The sequence below is a fragment of the Bradyrhizobium sp. USDA 4532 genome, from assembly GCF_024171315.1.
Classification (GTDB): Bacteria; Pseudomonadota; Alphaproteobacteria; order Rhizobiales; family Xanthobacteraceae; genus Bradyrhizobium; species Bradyrhizobium australafricanum.
In genome coordinates, this window is record NZ_JALJZN010000001.1 from 2,285,722 (window position 1) to 2,303,664 (window position 17,943).

Sequence of the window (17,943 nt, forward strand, 5' to 3'; positions counted from 1 at the left end):
AATTGGTGTACCACGGGCCATGTCCAACCCGCTTCCCATCGCGCTCGACCGGTCGGCCAGGACGCCGCTCTCCGAGCAGATCCGCAAGGCGATCGCGGCGGCGATCGACAACGGCGTGCTGGTGCCGGGCGCCCGGCTGCCATCGTGGCTCGACCTTGCCGCGCAGCTCGGCGTTGCGCGCGGCACCGTGCGGGCGGCCTATGACAAGCTGTCGGACGCCCAGCACATCGTGTCGTCGAAGGCGGGCGGCACCACCGTCGCGAGGCGGCCCAGGAAGGCCGCCAAGCCCGATGCGCCGGTCGCTCCCGGATCGGTCGTGGAGATGTTTCGCGATCTGAGCGGTCAGGGACACTTTCGGATGGGCGTCCCCGCGCAGGATAGCCTCCCCGCCAAGCTGCTGGCGCGAATCCGCGCGCGCGCCGTCCGTGCGGAATTGAGCGCGGTGATGCGCTATGTCGATCCTCGCGGCGAGCTCGAATTGAGACGCGAGATCGCGGCGCATCTCGCGATCGCGCGCGGGCTCGAATGCTCGCCCGCGCAGATCGTCATCACCTCGGGATTCAGCGGAGGACTCGGCCTCGCGCTGCGCGTGCTCGGCCTCGAAGGCCGCCGCGCTTGGATGGAAGACCCGGGATTTCCATTGACGCGAAAGGGCCTCGATCTCGGCCGGCTGGAGGTCGTCCCGATCCCCGTCGATGCCAACGGCATCGATGTCGAGCACGGTCTCAAGCACGCCCCCGACGCGGCGCTCGCGGTCGTGACCCCGGGCCAGCAGGCGCCGCTCGGCCCGCCGCTGTCGCCGCAACGTCGCGCGCAGCTGCTCGACTGGGCCGCCCAAACCGGAGCCTTCATCATCGAGGACGACTATCTCGGCGAATTGCAGCTCGATGGCCGTGCCGCGCCGGCGCTCGCCTCGCTCGATCGCGCCGGCCGGGTGATCCATCTCGGCTCCTTCAGCAAGACGATCTCGCCGACGCTGCGCCTCGGCTTCCTGGTTGCGCCAGAGCCATTGGCGGCGCAGTTCGCCGATGTCGCGACGTGCCTGGTCCCCGCTCCCGGCCCAGCGGTGCAGCTGTCCACCGCGGAGTTCATCCGCGACGGTCACTACATCCGCCATCTCAGGCGAACCAAGCGGGCCTATTGCGACAACCGCGATGCGCTAACGACGGCGCTACGGAGCTGGAGCAACGACGTGCAGGTTGCCGGCCTCGCCGTCATGCTGACGCTGCCGGACAAGACCGCCGATGTCGAGATCGTCAGGGCACTGCTCGCGCACGGGCTGGCGCCCGCCCCGCTCTCGCCCTGGTATTTCTCACCGAAGCGCGCGCAGCCGGGTCTCTTGCTCGGCATTGCGACGGTGCCGGATCGCGGCGTTCCGGCCGCATGCAAGCGCCTGTTCGAGGCGATCCGCGCCCAAGGTCGCGTCCAAAGTGCGCCGGTCTCGCGCCGGATCAGGAAGCCCGCAGCCCGGTGAGCGTCAGGCTCAACGCCTTGAGCCGCTTGCGCGCCTCGGCGTCATAGGCCTGGGCATGGGCGCGCGCCTCGCGCTTGCCGTCGAAGAACAGCCCGCTCCGGCCTGCCACATCGTCGTCCTGGACCAGACGCAGGATGGCATCACCGCCCTGCTCGACGGTCGAGATCGGCGTCGCGCCGCTGGCGCGCACCATGGTGGTGTTCATGTAGGTCGCGGGGTGCAGCGAGTTGACGGTCACGCCGGAGCCTTCCAGCTCCGCGGCCAGGTCGATGGTGAACATGATCTGCGACAGCTTGCTCTGCGCATAGGCGCGCGCACCGCTGTAGTTCTTCGTGATCATCACGTCGCCGAAATCGATCGGGTGCTGGCCGAGCGACGCGACATTGACGATGCGCGCCGGCGCGCTCGCCTTGAGCCGCGGCAGCAACAGATGCGCGAGCAGGAAGCCGGCGAGATAGTTGACCGCGAAGCGCAGCTCGTGGCCGTCCTTGCTGGTCTGCCGCGCCGGCCCCTCGTTTTGCGAACCGATGCCCGCGTTGCTGACGAACACATCAAGGCGTTCCTGGTCGTCGAGCACCAGCTGGGCGAACTCGCGGACCTCGGCGAGCGAGGACAGGTCGGCCTGGTAGAACATCGGCTCGCGGCCGCTGAGGCGCTTGATCTCGTCGGCGAGCGTCTGCGCCCGCTTGGTATCGCGGCCGTGGATCAGGACCCGGGCGCCGGCCGACGCCAGCTTCATCGCGACGTAGCGGCCGACGCCGTCGGTGGAACCGGTGATCAGCACCGTCTTGCCTGCCATATTCATCGAAATTGCCTTTCGATCGTTCGCCCAGCGCTGTCAGCAAAGATAAAGGCGCCGCGCGGACTTTGCCATGGCATGCCACCGCGCCGGCGGCGCCAAATTGGCGTCCAAGATCACCCCCAGGGTCTCGGGCCTTCTCCGGAACCGCATACGTACATCTTGTCGCGCGGCCGGTGGTCGCGCGGCGCCGCGTCGCGCGTCAAGGAGATCGCGTTCTGATATCCTCGACGTGAACGACAAGTCAGGATCGGTAAAGGACCGGAATGTCCTCGATCATTCCAGACACGATGCTGCGAAAGACTCCCTCTCTGGAGCCGTTCGGCATGCTGCTGTTGTTCGGCGCGCTGACCGCGCTGCCGATCGTCCTGACGCTCCGTCTGGTTGAGCCCGCACTCGTGCTGCCCGTGCTCAGCCTGTTGTTGTTCGTCCAGGCAGCCATTGCCGCGATTGCGGCGCGCGTGATCCACGTGCGCACAAGCGTGGCGAACCTCACGCTGTGGGATTTTGCCGGCGCGTTCACCTTCATGGGGTGCGCGGCGGCGATCCTCGGCGAACCGGATCAGGCGGCGCTGTTCTTCGAGGAAGAAGCAGCAATGCGCCCGGTGTCACGACCGTAATCCCAGGCCGGGCCCCTCTGGCAGCCACAAGCTGCGATGTCGGACTGGAACTCAGTTGGAGTGGCCCTGCTTCGACCCGCGACGCGGATAAGCGTCGCGGTGGATTTGCCGTCCGCATGACGGCAAGAGCCGGTTTCGTCGAAAGGGTCCGCTCCCCGACCTCAAGGGGAACATGACCCATGTCCGAACTATTTTCGCCCGAGTTGTTTTCACTCGACGCCCTCAGCGCATTGCTGCAGGTCGTCGTCATCGACCTCGTGCTGGCCGGTGACAACGCCGTCGTGATCGGCCTTGCCGCGGCCGGCCTGCCGGAGAAGCAGCGCGGCAAGGCGATCCTGATCGGCATCGGTGCCGCGACACTGCTGCGCATCATGTTCGCGCTGGTCACCACGCAGCTGATGCAGATCGTCGGCCTGCTGCTGGCCGGCGGCATCCTGCTATTGTGGGTGTGCTGGAAGATGTGGCGCGAGCTGCGCGCCGACGCGCACGAGACCACGGCCGAACACGCCGATGGCGCAAAGGGCCAGCGCAAGACGCTGTGGCAGGCCACCACGCAGATCATCGTTGCCGACGTCTCGATGTCGCTCGACAACGTGCTGGCGGTCGCGGGTGCGGCGCGGGAGCAGCCGATCGTGCTGGTGTTCGGCCTCGCGCTCTCGATCGCGATGATGGGCGCGGCGGCCTCCGTCATCGCGCGGCTGCTGCAGAACCACCGCTGGATCGCCTATGTCGGACTCGCCGTGATCCTCTATGTCGCCATTGACATGACGGTTCGCGGGGCGAACGAGATCGCGAAGGTGGCTCCGGCCTGACCTTAGCCAACCTGTTTTGCGTCATTGCGAGCCATCCGGTCGGCGCAAAGCACCGCCGGATGACAGGCTCCGCGAAGCAATCCATCTCGACACTTGCGGAGACATGGATTGCTTCGTCGCTTCAGCGCAAAATTGCTCTGCAATTTTGTCGCGAACTCCTCGCAATGACGGAGGGCACCTGCCCGCCGTCAGCACCATGCGCCTGCCTCAGTGGATTTCCGCCGAACGCTTCAGCGCGTCCTTGAGCTTCTCGAGCGAGAAATCCTTGCTGCGCGCGATGTCCAGGATCGGGGTCTCGCGGCGGCCGCAGAGTTCGGCGGCCTCGGGCAGCTTCGCCGCGACCTCATAGGGGATCACGATGGCGCCGTGGCTGTCGGCGTGGATCAGATCGTCGGATCGCACCGTCATGCCGGCGACGCGGACCTCGCCGCCAAAGCTCTCGGCATGCACCCAGGCGTGCGACGGGCCGATCGAGCCGGCCAGCGCCTGGAAGCCCGGCGCCCATTGCGGGATGTCGCGGATCGAGCCGTCGGTGATGACGCCGAGGCAGCCGAGCGCCTTGTGCACGTTGCTCTGCACCTCGCCCCAGAACGCACCATAGCCGACGTCCGGGCCGTCGATGTCCTGGATGACAGAGATGCGCGGGCCGAAGCCGGTGCCGACATATTCGTAATATTCGATGCGGCGCTTCGACTGCTCCTCGGCCGAGAGGCCGGATTTCAGCACCGAGCGGATCGTCGTGGTGCGGGCGTAGCCGACCATCGGCGGCAGCGTCGGAAACGGGCAGACCAGCGGCTTCACGGTGTAGCCGATCAGACGGCGCTCCGGCGCGACGATCTCCATCGCGTTGCAGATCGTCGGCGTGTCGTAGCGCGCCAACGCTTCAAGGACGGAAGCAGGAAGCGGGGCGGAAGCGGATGTCGTCACGGCGTTTCTCTCCTGATTTTTGGCGTCAGATCATGATGCGTTTCCAGGGAAACGCATCATGATCTCATTTCTTTGTTTGAGCATGATCTTTTCGGAAAACCGGTCTCCACTTTTCCGGATCATGCTCGAGCGGGCCGTTCTCAGCCTATAGCCGAGATCGCAGGCGAACCCAACCGAGGCACGCTCATGGCTGATATTTGCTGGAATGAAACCACTCTATCACCGTCACCCCCGCGCAACGGCGAAACCGTTGTCGCTGGAAGTGGCCGCTTCTTCAGCGGCCCTCGAAGGGTCGACGGCCCCAATCTCGGAGCCGGGCCGTACATCCTTCGAGGCTCGCCCGGCGGCGCAATTGCGCCGCAAGGCTCGCACCTCAGGATGACGGTCGACTACCGAGGGCGCACTCAGTGCAGATGCGTCGGACGATCGTCGTGGTCACTCTCCGCGACCGGCGCCGTATAGGGAGCAGCGGCCTGCGCCGCCACCGGCGCGCCCGCAGCTTGCGTCTGCGCGGCAAGCTGGCGCTCCTGGTCGCGGTAGGACTTCCAGCCCCAGGGCAGGCTGATCAGATAGAGCACCGAGCCCGCCGACAGGATGTGCCAGGGATAGCCGATCAGCAGCGCGACGATGAACACCACCGACACGAACACCGGCAGCACCATTTCCGGCGGCACGCGCATCTTCACGGTCTTGCCGGAGAACACCGGCAGCCGCGACACCATCAGGAAGGCGATCAACAGCGTGTAGAACGCCGTCAGCGTCGCCGGCGGCATGGGCACGCCGAGGAAGGCGAGATAGATCGGCAGCAGCACGGTGATCGCACCGGCAGGCGCCGGCACGCCAGTGAAATAGTTGGCGGCGAAGGCCGGCTTGTTCGGATCGTCGATCGAGGCATTGAAGCGCGCAAGCCGCAGGCCGCCGGAGATCGCGAACACCATCGCGGCGATCCAGCCGCCATTGTTCAATTCATGCAGCTGCCAGAAATACAGGATCAGGCCCGGCGCGACGCCGAAATTGACGAAGTCGGCGAGGCTGTCGAGTTCGGCGCCGAATTTCGACTGGCCCTTGATCATGCGCGCGACGCGGCCGTCGATGCCGTCGAGGATCGCGGCGAACACGATGGCGGCGACCGCCAGCTCCATCCGCCCTTCCGTCGACAGCCGGATCGCGGTGAGGCCGGCGCAGATCGCCAGCAGCGTGATCATGTTCGGCACCAGCATCCGCACCGGGATCGGGCGGAACCGCCGGCGGCGATACTCGTTGGAATTCGGATCGAATGGCGTCATGGCCTGATGAATATAGCAAGCGCCGCCCGGCTCCGCCATTGCGGCGGGAACCGGCTGATGGGGCTGGCGAAACAGAGTTAATCGGCGCGGTAGGTCCGGCCCGGATCGGCGTTGCGGAAATCCGCCAGAATCGTCTCGCCGGCGACCGCGGTCTGCCCCTCGGAGACCAGCGCCTTCGTGCCCTCGGGCAGATAGACGTCGAGCCGCGAGCCGAAGCGGATCAGGCCGAAGCGCTCGCCGGCGCCGATCGACTGGCCCTCCTTGACGAAGCAGACGATGCGCCGCGCCACGAGGCCTGCGATCTGGACCACGCCAATGCGCCCGTTGGAGGTCGAGATCACGAGCGAATTGCGCTCATTGTCCTCGCTCGCCTTGTCGAGCTCGGCATTGATGAAGGCGCCGGGCCGGTAGGCAATGCGGTCGATGCGGCCGACCACCGGGCTGCGGTTCACATGGCAGTTGAACACGCTCATGAATACCGAGACACGCGGCAGCGGCTTGTCGCCGAGCCCGAGCTCGGCCGGCGGCAGCGCCTGCACCACCATCGAGACGCGGCCGTCGGCCGGCGATACCACGATGCCGTCGCGCAGCGGCGTCACGCGAACCGGATCGCGGAAGAACAGCGCGCACCAGACGGTCAGCAGCGTCCCGATCCAGCCCAGCGGGGTCCAGATCCAGAACAGGATCAGGCTCGCCAGAGCGAAGCCGCCGATAAAGGGATAGCCCTCGGGGTGGATCGGCGGGATCTGCGCGCGGATGGAGTTGGCGATCGACATCAGAGCTCGCTTGCGTTTCCCCGCCCCATTTGGCGGGAGAGGCCCTAAATCGACTATTCCGCGGCGGTCGGCAAGGGTTTCTCACCCGCATCAGGGCTGGAATCCTCCGACGTTTCGGTGACCGCCGGCGGCAGCCGATTCGGCGCGGTGCCGTCGTCATCGACCTGGGCGAGCCGTTCGCGGGCCTCCTCGGCCTCGCGTTGCCGGTTCCACATGCTGGCATAGAGGCCGTCGGCGGCCAAAAGCCGCGCGTGGGTGCCGCGCTCGGCGATCCGGCCCTGGTCCAGCACGATGATCTCGTCGGCGCCGACGATGGTCGACAGCCGGTGCGCGATCACCAGCGAGGTGCGGTTGCGCGAGACCCGCTCCAGCGCGCCCTGGATCTCGTGCTCGGTGTGGCTGTCGAGCGCGGAGGTCGCCTCGTCCAGCACCAGGATCGGCGGCGCCTTCAGCACCGTGCGCGCGATCGCAACGCGCTGCTTCTCGCCGCCGGAGAGTTTCAGGCCGCGCTCGCCGACCTGCGTCTCATAGCCCTGCGGCGACATCCGGATGAAGCCGTCGATCTGCGCGAGGCGCGCCGCCTCCTCCACCTCGTCGTCGCCGGCATCCCAGCGGCCATAGCGGATGTTGTAGCGGATGGTGTCGTTGAACAGCACGGTGTCCTGCGGCACCATGCCGATCGCCGAGCGCAGCGAGGCCTGCGTCACGGTCTTGATGTCCTGGCCGTCGATCAGGATGCGGCCGCTCGAGACGTCGTAGAGGCGGAACAGCAGCCGCGAGATCGTCGACTTGCCGGCGCCGGAGGGACCGACGATCGCAACCGTCTTGCCGGCCGGCACCTCGAAGCTCAGGCCCTTGAGGATCGGCCGGTCCGCCTCGTAGGAGAAGCGGACATCCTCGAACCGCACGCTGCCGGATGACACCGCGAGCGGCTTGGCCCCCGGAATGTCCCTCACCTCGGGATCGCGCGCCAGCACGTCGAACATCTTCTCGATGTCGATGATCGCCTGCTTGATCTCGCGATAGACCATGCCCATGAAATTCAGCGGCTGGTAGAGCTGGATCATCATCGAATTGATCAGCACGAAATCGCCGACAGTGTGGGTGCCGTTGCGGATGCCGAACGCGCACATCAGCATGGTCGCGGTCAGCCCGGCGGTGAAGATGATCGCCTGCCCGGTGTTGAGCACCGCGAGCGAGGTATAGGTCTTCACGCTGGCCTGCTCGTAGCGCTCCATCGAGCGGTCGTAGCGCCGCGCCTCGCGCTCCTCGGCGCCGAAATATTTCACCGTCTCGTAGTTGAGCAGCGAGTCGATCGCCTTGGTGTTCGCCTCGGTGTCGGAATCGTTCATCCTGCGGCGGATCTCGATCCGCCACTCGGTCGCGATATAGGTGAAGTACATGAACACGACGACGGTGAGCAGCACCGCGAGCACGTAGCGCCAGTCAAACTGCCAGAGCAGCACCGCCGCCAACAGCGCGACCTCGACGATGGTCGGGATCAGCTGCAGGATCACCATCCGAACGATGGTCTCGATGCCGGAGCGGCCGCGCTCCAGCACGCGGGTCAGGCCGCCGGTCTTGCGCTCGAGATGGAAGCGCAGCGACAGTTCGTGCATATGCACGAAGGTGATATAGGCGAGCCGCCGCACCGCATGCATCGCGACGCGGGCGAAGATGCCGTCGCGCCACTGCGTCAGCACCGCCATGACGATGCGCACCGCGCCGTAGCTGATCGTCATCAGCACCGGCGAGGCGATCAGCCATACCACCCAGTTCGAGGCCGCAACCGGCGCCGAGCCGGTGCCGTTCAGCGCATCGATCGCCCATTTGAAGGTGAACGGCACCGACAGCGTGGCAAGCTTGGCGAACAGCAGCAGCACCACCGACCAGATCACGCGCGTCTTCAAATCGGCGCGATCACCGGGCCAGATATAGGGCCACAGATGAACGAGGGTGCCGAGCAGCGTCCCCTTCTCGGCGGCCGGCGACGTGGCCGTGGGCTGCGCGGCGCCGGTCACACTCTGTTGCGGCGGCACCATCAGCCGCCCGCCCGCGCGGTTACGGCGCGGCGGTCCGCCGCCACATCTTTTCCACGGTTTGCCATTGTGCCCGTCATATAGATCGTTTGAACGCGGCGTACAGGCTTATGACGAAAATTGTTCGCGATTCGCGGGAATTTACGGGATTTTTTGGCTCTCCATCCCCATATGGGAGTCTTGACCCTGTTTACGCTGCAGTGCCACAAGGAACGTATGAACCAAATCAAGACTGTCTGTGTTTATTGCGGCTCCGGCCCCGGTAACAATCCCCGTTTCGTTGAAGCTGCCGTCGCACTCGGCAAGAGCTTTGCCGAAAGCAACGTGCGCTTGGTCTATGGCGGCGGCTCGATCGGCCTGATGGGCGCGGTCGCGAAATCCACGCTCGATCACGGCGGCTCCGTCACCGGCATCATTCCCGAATTCCTGCGCGCGCGCGAGAACGCGCTGACCTCGGTTCAGGAGATGATCGTCACGCCCGACATGCATGAGCGCAAGCGCCTGATGTTCGAGCGCTCGGATGCGTTCGTCGCGCTGCCCGGCGGCATCGGCACGCTGGAAGAGTTGGTCGAGCAATTGACCTGGCAGCAGCTCGGCCGTCACCACAAGCCGATCCTGCTCGCCAACATCGACAATTTCTGGGAGCCCCTGCTCTCGCTTTTGAACCACATGCGCATGACCGAGTTCATCCGCCCCACGCTGCCGATCAACGTGCTGATGGCCGATCGCATCGACGAGATCCTGCCGCGGCTGCGTTCGGCCGTGGCGCGCACGCCCGAGGCCGCGAAGGATCTCGCGCCCGAAGTGGCGCGGCGGCTGTAACTGTTCGCCGCACTTTCGGCTCCATGACCGTCATGCTGAGGAGGCCGCAGAGCGGCCGTCTCGAAGCACGACGGCCCCGCTGGTGGCCGTGCATCCTTCGAGACGCGCTACGCGCTCCTCAGGATGACGGGTCGAGACAAGTGCTAGCCTGAAATCCTTACTACTCGCTCGGAAACGTCACGGCCTCGATGCGGTTGCCGTCGGGATCGAGGACGAAGGCCGCATAGTAGCGCACGCGGTCGTGCGGGCGCAGGCCCGGAGGACCATCGGAGAGGCCGCCGGACGCCAACGCAGCGGCGTGGAAGGCGTCGACCTCCGCGGTAGTCTTCGCGCGCAGGCAGATATGGGTGCCGCTCTCATGCGGCACCTGCGCCATCGTGGCGCGCAGATTGATCCAGAATTCTGGATAGGCCTTGCCGAAGCCGACCGTCGCCGGCCGCGTGACGAGGCGGCTCAGGCCAAGCGCGGCCAACGTCGGCTCGTAGAACCGCGCGGCCCGTTCCAGATCGCGAACGCCGACGGAGACGTGGTCGATCATGGATACTCCCTCCCCGTTGTCATTCCGGGATGGTCCGAAGGACCAGACCCGGAATCTCGAGATTCCGGGTTCGCTGTTTCGCATCGCCCCGGAATGACGGCTCAATCACTCACGCCTGCGCGCCCGACTTCACCAGCTTGTAGAACACCGAATCCATCAGCGCCTGGAACGAGGCGTCGATGATGTTGGGCGAGACGCCGACCGTGGTCCAGCTCTCGCCGGTCTCGTCCTCGCTCTCGATCAAGACGCGCGTGACCGCCTCGGTGCCACCATTGAGGATACGCACGCGGTAGTCGATCAGCTTCAGGCCATCGATATATTTCTGGTACTTGCCGAGGTCCTTGCGCAGCGCGACGTCGAGCGCGTTGACCGGGCCGTTGCCTTCGGCGGCCGAGATCAGCCGCTCGCCGTCGACATCGACCTTCACCACCGCGAGCGCCACGGTGACGCGCTGGCCGTTGGCGTTGTAGCGCTGTTCGACATTGACGTCGAACTGCTCGACCTTGAAATATTCCGGCACCTTGCCGAGCGTGCGGCGCGCCAGCAGGTCGAAGGAGGCGTTCGCCGATTCATAGGCAAAGCCCGCGGCCTCGCGCTCCTTCAATTCCTCGACCAGCCGCATCAGCCGCGGATCGCTCTTGTCATAGGCGATGCCGGCACGGTCGAGCTCGGCCATCACGTTGGAGCGGCCGGCCTGATCGGACACCAGCACCTTGCGGTGATTGCCGACGGAATCCGGCAGCACGTGCTCATAGGTCTGCGGATCCTTCATGACAGCCGAGGCATGGATGCCGGTCTTGGTGACGAATGCGCTTTCGCCGACATAGGCCGCATGGCGGTTGGGCGCGCGGTTCAGCATGTCGTCGAGCGTGCGCGACACCTTCATCAGCGTCGCCAGCTTCTCCGTGGTGACGCCGATCTCGAACTTGTCGGCAAACTCCTGCTTCAGCTTCAAGGTCGGGATCAGTGAGCAGAGGTTGGCGTTGCCGCAGCGCTCGCCGAGGCCGTTGAGCGTGCCCTGGATCTGCCGCGCGCCGGCCCGCACCGCGGCGAGCGAATTCGCCACCGCCTGCTCGGTGTCGTTATGGGCGTGGATGCCGAGATGGGCGCCGGGCACCTGCTTGATGACTTCGCCGACGATGGTCTCGATCTCATGCGGCATGGTGCCGCCATTGGTGTCGCACAGCACCACCCAGCGGGCGCCGGCCTGATAGGCCGCCTTGGCGCAGGCGAGCGCGTAGTCGCGGTTCTCCTTGTAGCCGTCGAAGAAATGCTCGCAGTCGACCATCACCTCGCGGCCGAGCGCCTTCGCGGCAGCGACGCTGTCGCGGATCGAGGCGAGGTTCTCCTCATTCGTGGTCTCGAGCGCGACGCGGACCTGGTAGGCGGAGGATTTCGCGACGAAGCAGATCGCGTCCGCCTTGGCCTCGAGGATGCCGGCAAGCCCGGGATCGTTCGACGCCGAGCGGCCCGGCCGCCGCGTCATGCCGAAGGCGGTGAAGCGTGCGTGGTCGAACGCAGGCTTCTTGCTGAAGAACTCGGTGTCGGTCGGATTGGCGCCGGGATAGCCGCCCTCGACATAGTCGATGCCGAGCGCGTCGAGCATGCCTGATATCACCTGCTTGTCCTGCAGGGTGAAGTCGACGCCATTGGTCTGCGCGCCGTCGCGCAGCGTGGTGTCGAACAGATAGAGGCGCTCGCGGCTCACGCGTGGCCTCCCGGGGTCGCGACACCATCGAGCTGCTTCTGCATCGTGGTGTTGGCGAGCCACTCGTCGTTGATAGTGACCGAGTTGCGCTGCTGGGCGACGTAGCCGCGCTTGCGGAAGAATTCCAGCGCGGTGTCGCTGGCATCGACCTTCAGGGTCTTGGTGCCGCGGGCGCTCGCGATTTTCTCCAGCGCATCGCACAGCGCGCTGGCGACACCCTGCCCGACCGCGCTCGGATGCACATAGAGCATGTCGATGAGATCGGCGCCCTTCAGCGAGGCGAAACCGACCGGGGCGCCCTGCAAGGTCGCGATCAGCGTGAGCTGGCCGGCGAGCTTCTTGCCGAAGGCCGCCTCGTCGTCGGCGGCCATCGCCCAGGCTTCCTGCTGCGCCTCGCTGTAGTCGTCGCCGGTCAGGTCCATGATCGAGGCCGCGAAGATCGTCGCCAGCAGCGGCCCGTCGTCGGGCAGATACGGGCGCAAGGCGGGCGCGGAGCGGCTCATCGCGCGACCTCCCAGGTGGTGATCGGCTTTCCTTCGGCATCCTTTCCGTCCTTGATCGCCACGCCCATCGCGGCGAGCTGATCGCGGATCCGATCCGACTCCTTGAAGTCCTTGCGGGCCCGCGCCGCGGTGCGCTCGGTGATCAGTGCTTCCACCGCGGCGGCATCGACACCGCTCGCCTGCTGCTTGTGTGCCTCCCACGCGGCCGCGCTCTCCGACAGGAAGCCGAGCAGCCGGAGCGAGCCGGCAAACTCCCTGCGGCTCTGTTCGCTGCTCGACGCTGCACCGCGCAGGCCGTGCAGCACGGCCATCGCCTGCGCCGTATTGAGGTCGTCGTAGAGCGCCTCGACCATCGCCGGCGACGGCGCGCCGGGATCGGCGTCGGCCGCGACCGCGTACCAGTCGTCGAGTGTCTTCGCGGCCTCCTCGGTGGCCTTGGCGGTCCAGTCGAGCGGCGAACGATAATGCGTCTTCAGCATGGCAAGCCGCAGCACCTCGCCGGGCCAATCGGCCAACAGATCGCGGATCGTGAAGAAGTTGCCGAGCGACTTCGACATCTTCTCGCTTTCGATCTGCAGGAAACCGTTGTGCATCCAGACATTGGCCATGCGGTCGGAGTGGAACGCGCAGCAGGTCTGGGCGAGCTCGTTCTCATGGTGCGGGAACACCAGGTCGATGCCGCCGCCATGAATGTCGAACTTCTCGCCGAGATGCTTCCAGGCCATTGCCGAGCACTCGATGTGCCAGCCGGGGCGGCCCTCGACCTTGATGCCTGCGGGCGACGGCCATGACGGCTCGCCCGGCTTCGACGGCTTCCACAGCACGAAATCGGTGTTGTCGCGCTTGTAGGGCGCGACATCGACGCGGGCGCCGGCGATCATCTCGTCGAGCGAACGCTTCGACAGCGCGCCGTAACGCGGCAACATCGAATTGGCCGCGTTCATCGCCTGCGGCGAGAACAGCACGTGATCCTCGGCGACATAGGCAAAGCCGCCGGCAACCAGCTTCTCGATGATGGCGCGCATCTCCGGGATGTGCTCGGTCGCGCGCGGCTGCACGGTCGGCGGCAAGCAGCCGAGCGCCGTGACGTCGTCCTGATACTGCTGATAGGTCTGCTCGGTGACCTTGCGGATCGCCTCGTTCAGCGGCACGCCGGGATAATCCCGCGCGGCGCGGACGTTGATCTTGTCGTCGACGTCGGTGACGTTGCGGACATAGGTCACGTGATCGGCGCCATAGCGATGGCGCAGCACGCGAAACAGCACGTCGAAAACGATGGCGGCGCGGCCGTTGCCGATATGGGCGAAGTCGTAGACCGTCGGTCCGCAGGCATACATGCGGACGTTGTCGGCATCGAGCGGCACAAACGGCCGCTTCTCCCGGGTCAGCGTATCGTAGAGGCGCAAATCCATGGAAACCGTTCCCTTGCGGCCGGGCGGTCCAATGCTCTCATGTGTTGAGAAAAGACGGCCTCAGCCAGCGAATCGCTAGCTCATAATCTCGCGGCAAATGCTGCAGATGGCGAGGTGGCCGTTCATGGTTCCACCATGTCTCACGGCCCCATTATTGCGTCAAGGGGCTGTTTTCGGGCGGTTAGCCACCCGCTCCGCACCGAAATCACGTCAACGCCCTCATGGTTAATCATTATTAAGGATTTGGGCGTATCCGGTCGCTTGCGGATTCCCCGCCATTTTCACTGGTGCACCATGCGGCCTGTTTCAGCATTGATTGCCTGCACGCTCTTTGTTGCTCCGTCCTTCCTTGTTTCCTCGGCCGCGCTGGCCGACAGCCGCGTCTTCATCGTCGCCAACCAGGCCGACGGCTACGGCATCGACCAGTGCCTCGCCCGCGGCGATCGCTGCGGTGCCTCCGCCGCCCGCGCCTATTGCCGGTCACGCGATTTTGCGCAGGCCACCAATTACCGCCGCGTCGATCCCGACGAGATCACCGGTGCGGTTCCGCACGCTGCGAATGAAAAATGCAACGGCAACAGCTGTGGTGAATTCGTCGCCATCACCTGCCAGCGCTGAGCCAAGCCGCTGGCCAGACGGGGTTATTGCCACACCGGCGCCCCGGAAACGACGTGACGCTGCCCCGAGAAACGGCTATTGCAGCGGCCTTGCCCGCGCGCTTTGGCGTTGATCGCCGCGCGGCGTCGTTTTAATGGCCGGATATGCCCAATAGCTCCCGTTCTCGCTTCTCCCGCTGGTTTCTGAGTTGCGCCGTGCTGGCCGGCATGTCCCTGCCCGCCACGCATGCCCTGGCGCAAGTGCCGCCCGGCCCGCCCGGTCCGGCTCCGCAAGGCGCGCCACAGCCCAATCCGCAGGCCAATCCGATGTGCGGCCGGCTCGAAGGCCAGCTGGCGGCGATCGACCGCGGCGGCGGCTCCGGCGACCCGGCCAAGGACGAGCAGATCCGCCGCTATCAGGACGCGGCAACCCGCCAGCAGGGCGAGCTCGATCGCGTGACGGCGCAGGCCCGGCGCATGGGCTGCGACAGCTCCGGATTCTTCTCGCTCTTCAACAACAATTCAGCGCAGTGCGGTCCGGTCAACACCCAGATCCAGCAGATGCGCGCCAATCTCGACCAGATCACCGCCAATCTCGAGCGGCTGCGCTCCGGCGGGCTCGGCGGCGCCGACCGCGAGAACCAGCGCCGCTCGGTCCTGACCGCGCTGGCGCAGAATAATTGCGGCCCGCAATATGCCGCGGCCGCGCGTGGCCCCGGCAACTTCCTCGAGAACCTGTTCGGCGGCGGTGGCGGCGGCAGTCCCAACAATCCGCTGCCCCCGCCCGATGCGCAGTATGGCGCCCAGTCCGGGACCTTCCGCACCGTCTGCGTCCGCACCTGCGACGGCGCCTATTTCCCGATCTCGTTCGCGACCGTGCAGGCGCGCTTCGCCGCCGACGAGCAGATCTGCAAGGCGCAGTGCCCTGCCGCGGATGCCAGCCTGTTCACCTACCGAAATCCCGGCGAGGACATCAACCAGGCGGTCTCGATCAGCGGCGTGTCCTACTCGTCGCTGCCGAACGCCTTCAAGTACCGCACCGAGTTCAATCCGTCCTGCTCCTGCAAGCCGGCCGGCCAGAGCTGGGCCGAAGCGCTGAAGGCGGTCGACGACAAGGCGTCCGCCGAGCAGCAGGGCGACATCATCGTCACCGAGGAGAGCGCGCGGAAGATGCAGCAGCGCGCCCAGACCAAGGCCGCCGCCGGCAAGAAGGGCGCGCCCGCAGCCGCAGCTCAACAGCAGCCCGCCGCCGCTGACGCCGCGGCACCGGCCGCGCCGGCGAGCGACGGCCAGATCCGCACGGTCGGCCCGACCTTCATTCCCAAGCGGTAAGAAGAGTTCAGCCCTCGAACGCTTCCGCCGACGCGCGCGAGGTGCGCGCCACCAGCGTCTCGTCGGGCGCCGGCAGCGCCTTGCCGAAATCGCGGAAGCGGTTGGTGATGGGATAGCGGCGGTCGCGGCCGAAGTTCTTCCGCGTCACCTTCACCCCCGGCGCAGCCTGCCGCCGCTTGTATTCGGCGATGTTGAGCAGGCGATCGACCCGGGCCACCACGTCGCGGTCGAAGCCGGCTTCGATGATGGTCGCCAGCGGCTCCTCGCGCTCCACCAGCCGCTCGAGGATCGCGTCCAGCACGTCGTAGGGCGGCAGCGAATCCTGGTCGGTCTGGTTCTCGCGCAACTCGGCGGTCGGCGGCCGGATGATGATGTTGACCGGGATCACCTCGCCCGACGGCCCGAGCGCGCCGTCCGGCTTCCAGCCATTGCGCAGGCTCGACAGGCGAAACACCTCGGTCTTGTAGATGTCCTTGATCGGATTGAAGCCGCCGTTCATGTCGCCGTACAGCGTGGCGTAGCCGACCGACATCTCCGACTTGTTGCCGGTGGTCACCACCATGGCGCCGGTCTTGTTGGAGATCGCCATCAACAGCGTGCCGCGGGCGCGCGCCTGCAAATTCTCCTCGGTGATGTCGCGGTCCAGCCCCTTGAACACCGGCGCCAGAATCGTCTCGAAGCCGTTCACGGCATCGGCGATCGGCAGGATCTCGTAGCGGATGCCGAGCGCCGCGGCGAGCTTGGCGGCATCGTCGAGCGACACCTGCGCGGTGTAGCGGAACGGCAGCATCACGCCGCGCACCTTGTCGGCGCCGAGCGCATCGACCGCGATCGCCGCGCACAGCGCCGAGTCGATGCCGCCGGAGACGCCGAGCAGCACGCCGGGAAAACCGTTCTTGCGGACATAGTCGCGCAGACCGAGCACGCAGGCCGCGTAATCGGCCTTGTCGCCCTCGAGCTGCGCCGTGATCGGCCCGTTGCAGCGCCAGCCGTCGGCGGTCTTGCGCCAGGTCAGCGTCGTGATGTTCTCCTCGAACGCCGGAAGCTGCGCCGCGACGGAAAGATCGGCATTCAGCGCGAACGAGGCGCCGTCGAAGATCAGCTCGTCCTGGCCGCCGACCTCGTTGAGATAGACCAGCGGCAGCCCGCTCTCAGTGACGCGCGCGACGACGATCGACAGCCTGAGGTCGGCCTTGTCGCGGGCATAGGGCGAGCCGTTCGGCACCACGAGAATCTCGGCGCCGGTCTCGGCGAGACATTCGACGACGTTCTCGTATTCTTCGGACTCCTCGAGCCAGATGTCCTCGCAGATCGGCACGCCGATACGCACGCCGCGCACCGTCACCGGGCCCGGCGCCGGGCCGCGCGCGAACAGCCGCTTCTCGTCGAACACGCCGTAATTCGGCAGATTGGCCTTGAAGCGCAGCGCGGCGATGCGGCCGCCGTCGAGCAGCGCGCAGGCATTGTAGAGCTTGCCGTCCTCGACCCACGGCGTGCCGATCAGCATCGCTGGGCCACCATCCCTGGTCTCGCGCGCCAGTTCCTCGATCGCGGCGCGGCAGGCCGACTGGAACGCCGGCTTGAGCACCAGATCCTCCGGCGGGTAGCCGGCGATGAACAGTTCCGACAGCACCACGAGGTCGGCGCCGTCGGCCTTGGCTTTCTCGCGCGCGGCGCGCGCCCTCGCGGCGTTGCCGGTGACGTCACCGACCGTCGGATTGAGTTGCGCCAGGGTAATCTTGATCTGTTGTTCGCTCATACGCTTAAGTTGTCCTGCACAACAGCAAACTTCAATCATCTTCCAGTCATGGTGCGATTGCAGAAATCGCGCCATGACCGGCGGGAGCTTCTTTTGAGCATGATCTGATCGGAAAACCGGTTCCCACGTTTCCGGATCATGCTCGGGAATCAGAACGCGCCCATGCGTTCGGCGAGGGCGAACAGCCAGAACAGCCCGGCCATGACGAGCGCGACGCCGACCGCGGCCGAGCCCATGTCCTTGACCCGCCCGATCTGCGGATCGTGATCCATGGTCAGGCGATCGGCTAGCTTCTCGATCGCGGTGTTGAGCAGCTCGATGACGAGCACCAGCACCACGGTCGCAACCAATTCGACCCGGCGCATCACGGTGGCGCCGACCAGCCAGGCCAGCGGCAGCGACAGCGCCAGCGCCACCACCTCCTCGCGAATCGCCTGCTCCGAGCGAATGGCGAATGCCAGCCCGTTGCGCGAGTTGATGGTGGCTCGCCAGAACCTCAGCAAGTCACGGCCCCCAAGTCCAAGTCACTGCCTGCCCAAG

At 66.2% G+C, this 17,943-nt stretch carries 17 protein-coding genes; 6 read left to right on the forward strand and 11 right to left on the reverse strand.

The genetic code is table 11. The features are described 5' to 3' along the window. The first annotated feature begins 19 nt into the window (after positions 1-19). On the forward strand, positions 20-1,474 hold the full coding sequence (locus J2R76_RS11075; protein WP_076826470.1) for a PLP-dependent aminotransferase family protein: 1,455 nt from the start codon (positions 20-22) through the stop codon (positions 1,472-1,474). Here J2R76_RS11075 and J2R76_RS11080 read toward each other — a convergent pair. Next, entirely contained in the window at positions 1,452-2,279 is an 828-nt protein-coding gene (locus tag J2R76_RS11080; protein WP_076826468.1) for an SDR family NAD(P)-dependent oxidoreductase, read from the reverse strand. The two genes, J2R76_RS11075 and J2R76_RS11080, sit on opposite strands and share 23 nt — an antisense overlap. A 320-nt stretch (positions 2,280-2,599) precedes the next feature. On the opposite strand from J2R76_RS11080, the gene J2R76_RS11085 reads away from it, so the two are divergent. Together J2R76_RS11085 and J2R76_RS11090 are read left to right on the forward strand one after the other, a co-directional pair. Continuing rightward, positions 2,600-2,893, forward strand: a complete 294-nt coding sequence (locus J2R76_RS11085; RefSeq protein WP_076826731.1) for a hypothetical protein — start codon at positions 2,600-2,602, stop codon at positions 2,891-2,893. A gap of 179 nt (positions 2,894-3,072) precedes the next feature. After that, positions 3,073-3,705, forward strand: coding sequence for a TerC family protein (locus J2R76_RS11090; protein ID WP_076826466.1), 633 nt, complete (start codon positions 3,073-3,075; stop codon positions 3,703-3,705). 207 nt (positions 3,706-3,912) lie between these two features. Here the strand turns inward: J2R76_RS11090 and J2R76_RS11095 are convergent, their stop codons facing one another. From J2R76_RS11095 to J2R76_RS11110, 4 genes are all read right to left on the reverse strand, one after another. Beyond that, positions 3,913-4,632 carry an RraA family protein gene (locus J2R76_RS11095; protein ID WP_028344569.1) on the reverse strand — a complete coding sequence of 240 codons (720 nt, stop codon included), beginning with the start codon at positions 4,630-4,632 and terminating at the stop codon, positions 3,913-3,915. A gap of 404 nt (positions 4,633-5,036) precedes the next feature. Continuing rightward, entirely contained in the window at positions 5,037-5,918 is an 882-nt protein-coding gene (pssA, locus tag J2R76_RS11100; RefSeq protein WP_076826729.1) for a CDP-diacylglycerol--serine O-phosphatidyltransferase, read from the reverse strand. A 77-nt stretch (positions 5,919-5,995) separates the two neighbouring features. Then, positions 5,996-6,694: a phosphatidylserine decarboxylase gene (locus J2R76_RS11105; protein WP_016846296.1), complete on the reverse strand. Its 699-nt coding sequence runs from the start codon at positions 6,692-6,694 to the stop codon at positions 5,996-5,998. Between the two features lie 53 nt (positions 6,695-6,747). Continuing rightward, a complete protein-coding gene (locus tag J2R76_RS11110; protein ID WP_244558752.1) occupies positions 6,748-8,736 on the reverse strand; it encodes an ABC transporter ATP-binding protein/permease in 1,989 nt (662 codons plus the stop codon). Between the two features lie 213 nt (positions 8,737-8,949). Here J2R76_RS11110 and J2R76_RS11115 point away from each other — a divergent pair, with 213 nt between their 5' ends. After that, positions 8,950-9,555, forward strand: a complete 606-nt coding sequence (locus J2R76_RS11115; RefSeq protein WP_076826465.1) for a TIGR00730 family Rossman fold protein — start codon at positions 8,950-8,952, stop codon at positions 9,553-9,555. A gap of 160 nt (positions 9,556-9,715) precedes the next feature. On the opposite strand, the gene J2R76_RS11120 is transcribed toward J2R76_RS11115, so the two are convergent. The 4 genes from J2R76_RS11120 to cysS all read right to left on the reverse strand — a co-directional run bounded on the left by J2R76_RS11120 (position 9,716) and on the right by cysS (position 13,716). Then, positions 9,716-10,093: a VOC family protein gene (locus J2R76_RS11120; protein ID WP_057017270.1), complete on the reverse strand. Its 378-nt coding sequence runs from the start codon at positions 10,091-10,093 to the stop codon at positions 9,716-9,718. A gap of 109 nt (positions 10,094-10,202) precedes the next feature. Then, entirely contained in the window at positions 10,203-11,801 is a 1,599-nt protein-coding gene (gene cimA, locus J2R76_RS11125) for a citramalate synthase (protein WP_076826463.1), read from the reverse strand. Next, entirely contained in the window at positions 11,798-12,304 is a 507-nt protein-coding gene (locus J2R76_RS11130) for a GNAT family N-acetyltransferase (RefSeq protein WP_076826462.1), read from the reverse strand. The genes cimA and J2R76_RS11130 overlap by 4 nt, the downstream gene beginning before the upstream one ends. Continuing rightward, a complete protein-coding gene (cysS, locus tag J2R76_RS11135) occupies positions 12,301-13,716 on the reverse strand; it encodes a cysteine--tRNA ligase (RefSeq protein ID WP_076826460.1) in 1,416 nt (471 codons plus the stop codon). The genes J2R76_RS11130 and cysS overlap by 4 nt, the downstream gene beginning before the upstream one ends. A 294-nt stretch (positions 13,717-14,010) precedes the next feature. Between cysS and J2R76_RS11140 the strand changes: the two genes are divergently transcribed. Both J2R76_RS11140 and J2R76_RS11145 read left to right on the forward strand, forming a co-directional pair. Further along, positions 14,011-14,334 (forward strand): hypothetical protein, encoded by a 324-nt coding sequence (locus tag J2R76_RS11140; RefSeq protein ID WP_057017266.1) that lies wholly within the window; start codon positions 14,011-14,013, stop codon positions 14,332-14,334. Positions 14,335-14,477: 143 nt separating this feature from the next. Continuing rightward, positions 14,478-15,644: a DUF2865 domain-containing protein gene (locus J2R76_RS11145; protein ID WP_375166488.1), complete on the forward strand. Its 1,167-nt coding sequence runs from the start codon at positions 14,478-14,480 to the stop codon at positions 15,642-15,644. Positions 15,645-15,651: 7 nt separating this feature from the next. On the opposite strand, the gene J2R76_RS11150 is transcribed toward J2R76_RS11145, so the two are convergent. Beyond that, positions 15,652-17,403: an NAD+ synthase gene (locus tag J2R76_RS11150; RefSeq protein WP_057017264.1), complete on the reverse strand. Its 1,752-nt coding sequence runs from the start codon at positions 17,401-17,403 to the stop codon at positions 15,652-15,654. A 149-nt stretch (positions 17,404-17,552) separates the two neighbouring features. After that, positions 17,553-17,906 (reverse strand): diacylglycerol kinase, encoded by a 354-nt coding sequence (locus tag J2R76_RS11155; RefSeq protein WP_028334253.1) that lies wholly within the window; start codon positions 17,904-17,906, stop codon positions 17,553-17,555. Positions 17,907-17,943: the final 37 nt, after the last annotated feature.

Bases quoted from the DNA above. Each gene is read 5' to 3' on its own strand.
- J2R76_RS11130 (WP_076826462.1), bottom strand. From the start codon at position 12,304: ATGAGCCGCTCCGCGCCCGCCTTGCGCCCGTATCTGCCCGACGACGGG.
- J2R76_RS11080 (WP_076826468.1), bottom strand. From the start codon at position 2,279: ATGAATATGGCAGGCAAGACGGTGCTGATCACCGGTTCCACCGACGGC.
- J2R76_RS11085 (WP_076826731.1), top strand. From the start codon at position 2,600: ATGCTGCTGTTGTTCGGCGCGCTGACCGCGCTGCCGATCGTCCTGACG.
- J2R76_RS11090 (WP_076826466.1), top strand. From the start codon at position 3,073: ATGTCCGAACTATTTTCGCCCGAGTTGTTTTCACTCGACGCCCTCAGC.
- J2R76_RS11110 (WP_244558752.1), bottom strand. From the start codon at position 8,736: ATGGTGCCGCCGCAACAGAGTGTGACCGGCGCCGCGCAGCCCACGGCC.
- cysS (WP_076826460.1), bottom strand. From the start codon at position 13,716: ATGGATTTGCGCCTCTACGATACGCTGACCCGGGAGAAGCGGCCGTTT.
- J2R76_RS11150 (WP_057017264.1), bottom strand. From the start codon at position 17,403: ATGAGCGAACAACAGATCAAGATTACCCTGGCGCAACTCAATCCGACG.
- J2R76_RS11145 (WP_375166488.1), top strand. From the start codon at position 14,478: ATGCCCAATAGCTCCCGTTCTCGCTTCTCCCGCTGGTTTCTGAGTTGC.
- J2R76_RS11105 (WP_016846296.1), bottom strand. From the start codon at position 6,694: ATGTCGATCGCCAACTCCATCCGCGCGCAGATCCCGCCGATCCACCCC.
- J2R76_RS11115 (WP_076826465.1), top strand. From the start codon at position 8,950: ATGAACCAAATCAAGACTGTCTGTGTTTATTGCGGCTCCGGCCCCGGT.
- pssA (WP_076826729.1), bottom strand. From the start codon at position 5,918: ATGACGCCATTCGATCCGAATTCCAACGAGTATCGCCGCCGGCGGTTC.
- J2R76_RS11120 (WP_057017270.1), bottom strand. From the start codon at position 10,093: ATGATCGACCACGTCTCCGTCGGCGTTCGCGATCTGGAACGGGCCGCG.
- J2R76_RS11140 (WP_057017266.1), top strand. From the start codon at position 14,011: ATGCGGCCTGTTTCAGCATTGATTGCCTGCACGCTCTTTGTTGCTCCG.
- J2R76_RS11075 (WP_076826470.1), top strand. From the start codon at position 20: ATGTCCAACCCGCTTCCCATCGCGCTCGACCGGTCGGCCAGGACGCCG.